This is a genomic window from Citrobacter sp. Cpo221 (genome assembly GCF_030332345.1).
Lineage (GTDB): Bacteria > Pseudomonadota > Gammaproteobacteria > Enterobacterales > Enterobacteriaceae > Citrobacter > Citrobacter portucalensis.
Genome location: NZ_JAOWIA010000059.1, coordinates 101,581 through 108,368, shown reverse-complemented (window position 1 = coordinate 108,368; position 6,788 = coordinate 101,581). Strand labels below are relative to the sequence as shown.

Annotated in this window: 5 protein-coding genes; 4 read left to right on the top strand and 1 reads right to left on the bottom strand. The window is 53.1% G+C overall.

What is annotated here, in order from left to right; translation table 11 throughout:
* Positions 1–142: 142 nt before the first annotated feature.
* Positions 143–580: an acetyltransferase gene (locus OGY72_RS20575; protein WP_003826501.1), complete on the bottom strand. Its 438-nt coding sequence runs from the start codon at positions 578–580 to the stop codon at positions 143–145.
* 158 nt (positions 581–738) lie between these two features.
* On the opposite strand from OGY72_RS20575, the gene metA reads away from it, so the two are divergent.
* The 4 genes from metA to aceK all read left to right on the top strand — a co-directional run bounded on the left by metA (position 739) and on the right by aceK (position 6,758).
* Positions 739–1,668: a homoserine O-acetyltransferase MetA gene (gene metA, locus OGY72_RS20570; RefSeq protein ID WP_003826503.1), complete on the top strand. Its 930-nt coding sequence runs from the start codon at positions 739–741 to the stop codon at positions 1,666–1,668.
* A 268-nt stretch (positions 1,669–1,936) separates the two neighbouring features.
* A complete protein-coding gene (gene aceB, locus OGY72_RS20565; protein WP_032942053.1) occupies positions 1,937–3,538 on the top strand; it encodes a malate synthase A in 1,602 nt (533 codons plus the stop codon).
* Between the two features lie 31 nt (positions 3,539–3,569).
* Positions 3,570–4,874: an isocitrate lyase gene (gene aceA, locus OGY72_RS20560; protein ID WP_003826506.1), complete on the top strand. Its 1,305-nt coding sequence runs from the start codon at positions 3,570–3,572 to the stop codon at positions 4,872–4,874.
* Between the two features lie 102 nt (positions 4,875–4,976).
* A complete protein-coding gene (gene aceK, locus OGY72_RS20555) occupies positions 4,977–6,758 on the top strand; it encodes a bifunctional isocitrate dehydrogenase kinase/phosphatase (protein ID WP_003826508.1) in 1,782 nt (593 codons plus the stop codon).
* Positions 6,759–6,788 lie beyond the last annotated feature (30 nt).

The following is a 6,788-nucleotide window of genomic DNA, read 5'->3' as shown; positions in this document are numbered from 1 at the left end:
TGCGGCGTGCCGCCTTATCCGGCCTGCAGGGGCTGGGCTGAACGTATTTTGTAGGCCTGATAAGCGCAGCGCATCAGGCAACACGTCTGCACACTGCCGGATGCGGCGTATCGCCTTATCCGGCCTACAAAAGCTAGTCCTGCTACCCTCGTACGAGGTTGAGTAACGGGTACGGTCGTCCGAGATCGTCCACCTCTGTACGTCCCGTCACGCTAAATCCCATCTTCTTATAGAATCCAACCGCCTGCTCATTCTGCTCGTTAACATTGGTTGTTAGCGTTGAACTCATTGATAAAGCATGTTCAATCAGCAGTTTACCAACGCCACTACCACGCACATCCGGATCGACAAACAAAGCATCTATATGCTGGTCGGTCAGGAGCATAAAGGCGACGGGCTCATCCTGTTCTGTCACTGCAACCCACAGAGGGGCTTCTGGTAAAAATGAACGTACCAGCTCCTCCAGCTCAATCCGATAATCCGCAGAGAGGAAATGGTGCGTGGCATCTACTGAGCGACACCAAATAGAAACTAACTTATCTCCTTCGTCCTGACGCGAACGACGAATGGTAAGGTTCATAGCATTCTCCTTTTTTTCTTTACTGCACTATTCTACAGCAAGGAGCCGTGAAACTTTCTCAACTTGAGGATGCAGGCTCGACATTCGCATGATTCCTGGGTATCTTCAGCTATCTGGATGTCTAAACGTTTAAACGTATGTTGTGAGGTTATCAGGTTATGCCAATTCGCGTGCAGGACGAGCTACCCGCCGTCAATTTTTTGCGTGAGGAAAACGTCTTCGTGATGACGACATCCCGCGCTTCCGGTCAGGAAATTCGTCCACTGAAGGTGCTCATCCTCAACCTGATGCCCAAGAAGATTGAAACGGAAAACCAGTTCTTGCGCTTATTGTCTAACTCACCTCTACAGGTAGATGTTCAGCTATTGCGCATCGATGCCCGCGAGTCACGCAACACCCCAACGGAGCATCTGAATAACTTCTACTGTAATTTCGAGGATATCTGCGATCAGAACTTTGACGGGTTGATCGTGACCGGCGCGCCGTTGGGCCTGGTTGAATTTAATGATGTGGCTTACTGGCCGCAGATTAAGCAAGTGCTTGAATGGGCCAAAGATCACGTTACCTCGACGCTATTTGTCTGTTGGGCGGTGCAGGCCGCGTTGAATATCCTGTACGGAATTCCCAAGCAAACCCGCACGGACAAACTCTCAGGCGTCTATGAGCACCATATTCTGCACCCTCATGCGCTTCTGACGCGTGGATTCGATGATGCGTTCCTGGCCCCGCATTCCCGCTATGCTGATTTCCCTGCAGCGCTTATTCGCGACTACACCGATCTCGAGATCTTTGCTGAAACCGAAGAGGGAGATGCCTACCTGTTTGCCAGCAAAGACAAACGTATCGCCTTCGTGACGGGTCATCCTGAGTATGACGACCATACACTCGGCAGCGAATATTTTCGTGACGTCGAAGCGGGCTTATCGCCGGAAGTACCCTATAACTATTTCCCGAAAGATGACCCGCAAAACAAACCGCGGGCAACCTGGCGTAGCCACGGTAATTTGTTGTTTACCAACTGGCTCAACTATTACGTCTACCAGATCACGCCATATGATCTGCGTCACATGAATCCAACGCTGGATTAATCTTCTGTAGCAGACGATCCTTAAGCGTTTCAGCATATTGAATCAGGCACCTTCGGGTGCCTTTTTTATTTCCGAAACGCACCTCATCGTGTAATTAAATTTTATTTATATTGTTATCAATAGGTTAATTGATAATTAAATTAAAAATGGAAATTGTTTTTGATTTTGAAATTTAAATGAGTAGTCTTAGTTGTGCTGAACGAAAAGCGCACAACGATCCTTCGTTCGCATTGGGGATGTGTTTGGATCAATGACGAGGAACTACGCAATGAATCAACAGGCAACGACAACCGATGAACTGGTCTTTACCAGGCCGCGTGGCGAACAGGAACAGCAAATTCTGACCGCTGAAGCTGTGGAGTTTCTGACTGAACTGGTGACAAGATTTACGCCCAAACGGAATAAACTTCTGGCTGCACGTATCCAGCAGCAGCAGGATATTGATGACGGTAAGTTGCCTGATTTTATTTCGGAAACAGCTTCCATTCGTGAAGGTAACTGGAAAATTCGCGGAATTCCTGATGATTTACTGGATCGCCGCGTAGAGATCACCGGACCCGTTGAGCGCAAGATGGTCATCAACGCGCTGAACGCGAACGTCAAAGTCTTTATGGCTGACTTCGAAGATTCACTGGCTCCTGAGTGGAGCAAAGTTATCGACGGGCAGATCAACCTGCGCGATGCGGTCAATGGCACCATTAGCTACACCAACGAAGCGGGTAAAATTTATCAGCTCAAGCCTAATCCGGCTCTGTTGGTATGTCGCGTTCGTGGTCTGCATCTGCCGGAAAAACACGTCACCTGGCGTGGCGAATCTATCCCGGGCAGCCTGTTCGACTTTGCCCTCTATTTCTTCCACAACTACAAAACGTTGCTGGCGAAAGGCAGCGGCCCTTATTTCTATCTGCCAAAAACGCAGGCCTGGCAAGAAGCGGCATGGTGGAGCGAAGTGTTCAGCTATGCAGAGGACCGCTTTAACCTGCCGCGCGGCACCATTAAAGCGACCCTGCTGATTGAAACGCTGCCTGCCGTCTTCCAGATGGACGAAATTCTGCACGCCCTGCGTGACCACATTGTGGGTCTGAACTGCGGTCGTTGGGACTACATTTTTAGCTATATCAAAACGCTGAAGAACCATCCGGATCGCGTGCTGCCGGACCGTCAGGTGGTGACGATGGATAAGCCATTCCTCAGCGCCTATTCGCGTCTGCTGATTAAAACCTGTCATAAACGTGGCGCATTCGCGATGGGCGGCATGGCAGCGTTCATTCCCAGCAAAGATGCGGAACGTAACAACCAGGTTTTGACCAAGGTAAAAGCGGACAAAGCACTGGAAGCGAATAACGGTCATGACGGCACATGGATTGCCCATCCGGGACTGGCCGATACCGCTATGGCGGTGTTCAACGACGTACTCGGCGAAAACAAAAATCAGCTGTTCGTGACCCGTGAAGAAGATGCCCCGATTACCGCAGAGCAACTGCTGGCACCTTGTGAAGGTGAGCGTACTGAAGAAGGCATGCGCGCTAACATCCGTGTCGCGGTGCAGTACATCGAAGCGTGGATCTCCGGTAACGGCTGCGTACCGATTTACGGTCTGATGGAAGACGCGGCCACCGCCGAAATCTCCCGTACCTCCATCTGGCAGTGGATCCACCACGAGAAGACGCTCAGCAACGGCAAGCCGGTTACCAAACCGCTGTTCCGTCAGATGCTGGCCGAAGAGATGCTGGTGATTCAGGACGAGCTGGGCGAACACCGCTACAGCAGCGGGCGTTTTGACGATGCCGCGCGCCTGATGGAGCAAATCACTACCTCTGATGAACTGATCGATTTCTTGACCCTGCCAGGCTACCGCCTGCTGGCGTAATTCACCACATAACAATATGGAGCATCTGCACATGAAAACCCGTACTCAACAAATCGAAGAATTACAGAAAGAATGGACTCAACCGCGCTGGGAAGGCATCACCCGTCCATATAGCGCGGAGGAAGTGGTGAAATTACGTGGCTCGGTCAACCCGGAATGTACGCTGGCGCAGCTTGGCGCGGCGAAAATGTGGCGTCTGCTGCACGGCGAATCGAAGAAAGGTTATATCAACAGCCTCGGCGCGCTGACTGGCGGTCAGGCGCTGCAGCAGGCGAAAGCCGGTATTGAAGCGGTCTACCTTTCAGGCTGGCAGGTGGCGGCAGATGCCAACCTGGCATCCAGCATGTACCCGGACCAATCGCTGTATCCGGCGAACTCCGTCCCGGCGGTGGTGGATCGGATCAACAACACATTCCGTCGCGCCGATCAGATCCAATGGTCAACCGGTATTGAGCCGAACGATCCTCGCTATGTCGATTACTTCCTGCCGATCGTTGCCGATGCGGAAGCAGGGTTTGGCGGCGTACTGAACGCGTTTGAACTGATGAAATCGATGATTGAGGCTGGTGCAGCGGCCGTTCACTTCGAAGATCAGCTCGCATCGGTGAAAAAATGTGGTCACATGGGCGGCAAAGTGCTGGTTCCGACTCAGGAAGCTATCCAGAAACTGGTGGCAGCACGTCTGGCGGCTGATGTGATGGGCGTGCCGACGCTGGTGATTGCACGTACCGATGCTGACGCAGCCGACCTGATTACGTCTGACTGCGACCCATACGACAGCGAGTTCATCACTGGCGAACGTACCAGCGAAGGGTTCTACCGCACGCATGCGGGCATTGAGCAGGCGATCAGTCGCGGCCTGGCCTACGCACCGTATGCGGATCTGGTGTGGTGTGAAACCTCCACGCCGGACCTCGAACTGGCGAAGCGATTTGCCGATGCGATCCATGCGAAATACCCTGGCAAACTGCTGGCTTACAACTGCTCGCCGTCGTTTAACTGGCAGAAAAACCTGGACGACAAAACCATCGCCAGCTTCCAGCAGCAGCTGTCGGATATGGGTTACAAATACCAGTTCATTACCCTGGCGGGTATCCACAGCATGTGGTTCAACATGTTCGACCTCGCGCACTCCTATGCGCAGGGTGAAGGCATGCGCCACTATGTTGAGAAGGTTCAGCAGCCAGAATTTGCGGCAGCTAAAGACGGTTACACCTTCGTCTCCCATCAGCAGGAAGTGGGTACAGGCTATTTCGATAAAGTTACTACCATCATTCAGGGCGGCGCTTCCTCGGTGACCGCGCTGACCGGCTCGACCGAAGAATCGCAGTTTTGATGAATGCCCGGTGGCGCTGCGCTTACCGGGCCTACGAAGGGATGTAGGCCGGATAAGCTAACGCGCCATCCGGCATGACGTTGTGCCGGATGGGAGAAGTCGATGACGCGTGGCCTGGAATTACTGATTGCTCAGACTATCTTGCAAGGTTTCGACGCCCAGTACGGGCGTTTTCTGGAAGTCACCTCCGGCGCGCAGCAGCGTTTTGAACATGCTGACTGGCATGCGGTTCAACAGGCGATGAAAAGCCGTATTCACCTTTACGATCATCACGTGGGTCTGGTGGTGGAGCAGTTGCGCTGCATTACTGACGGCAAAAGTACCGACGCGGATTTTTTACTTCGCGTGAAAGAGCATTACACCCGGCTACTGCCGGATTACCCGCGCTTCGAGATTGCGGAGAGTTTCTTTAACTCCGTTTACTGTCGGTTATTTGACCACCGCTCGCTGACTCCCGAGCGGCTGTTTATTTTCAGTTCTCAGCCAGAGCGCCGTTTTCGCACGATCCCACGTCCGCTAGCGAAAGACTTTTTTCCGGATACCGGCTGGGAGTGGCTGCTGACACGCGTCCTTAGCGATCTGCCCCTGCGTCTGCCGTGGCAGAACAAACATCGTGATATCCACTACATCATCGAACACCTGACCGAAACCCTGGGAGCGGATGTGTTGTCGGGTTGCCATTTACAGGTGGCGAACGAACTGTTTTATCGCAATAAGGCTGCCTGGCTGGTCGGTAAGTTGATTACTCCTTCGGGGACGCTACCGTTTTTACTGCCAATCCACCGGACTGATGAAGGCGAATTGTTTGTCGATACCTGTCTGACCACGACGGCGGAGGCGAGTATTGTGTTTGGCTTCGCCCGCTCCTATTTTATGGTTTACGCCCCTTTGCCCGCGGCGCTGGTGGAGTGGCTGCGCGAGATCCTGCCCGGTAAAACCACCGCCGAACTGTACATGGCGATTGGCTGTCAGAAACACGCGAAGACCGAAAGTTACCGCGAATATTTGCTCTATCTTGCCCATTGCGATGAGCAGTTTATTGAAGCGCCTGGGATCCGCGGCATGGTGATGTTGGTGTTTACGCTGCCGGGTTTTGACCGGGTGTTTAAAATCATCAAAGACAAATTTGCCCCGCAAAAAGAGATGTCTGCCGCCCATGTCCGCGCCTGCTATCAACTGGTCAAAGAACACGATCGTGTTGGGCGGATGGCTGACACCCAGGAATTCGAGAATTTTGTGCTGGAGAAACGGCAAATCGATCCGGCGCTGATGGCGCTGTTATTGCAGGAAGCCCCGGAAAAAATTACCGATCTCGGCGATCAGATTGTTATTCGTCATCTATATATCGAAAGACGGATGGTGCCGCTGAATATCTGGCTGGAGCAGGTCGAAGGTCAGCAACTGCGCGATGCCATTGAAGAGTACGGCAACGCCATTCGTCAGTTGGCCGCCGCCAATATTTTCCCCGGCGATATGCTGTTTAAGAACTTCGGCGTGACCCGTCACGGGCGCGTGGTGTTCTACGACTACGATGAAATCTGCTACATGACGGAGGTGAATTTCCGCCATATCCCGCCGCCACGCTACCCGGAAGATGAGATGAGCGCTGAGCCGTGGTACAGCGTATCGCCGGGAGATGTCTTCCCGGAAGAGTTTCGTCACTGGCTATGTGCCGACCCGCGTATCGGGCCGCTATTTGAAGAGATGCACGCTGACCTGTTCAGCGCCGACTACTGGCGTGGTCTGCAAACGCGGATTAAAAACGGGCATGTGGAAGATGTTTACGCCTACCGGCGTCGGCAACGGTTCAGCGTACGTTATGAAACCGACCGTAGGCCGGATAAGGCGCTTGCGCCGCCATCCGGCAATGTGCGCCGTGCCTGATGCGCTCGCTTATCAGGCCTACAAATCTGC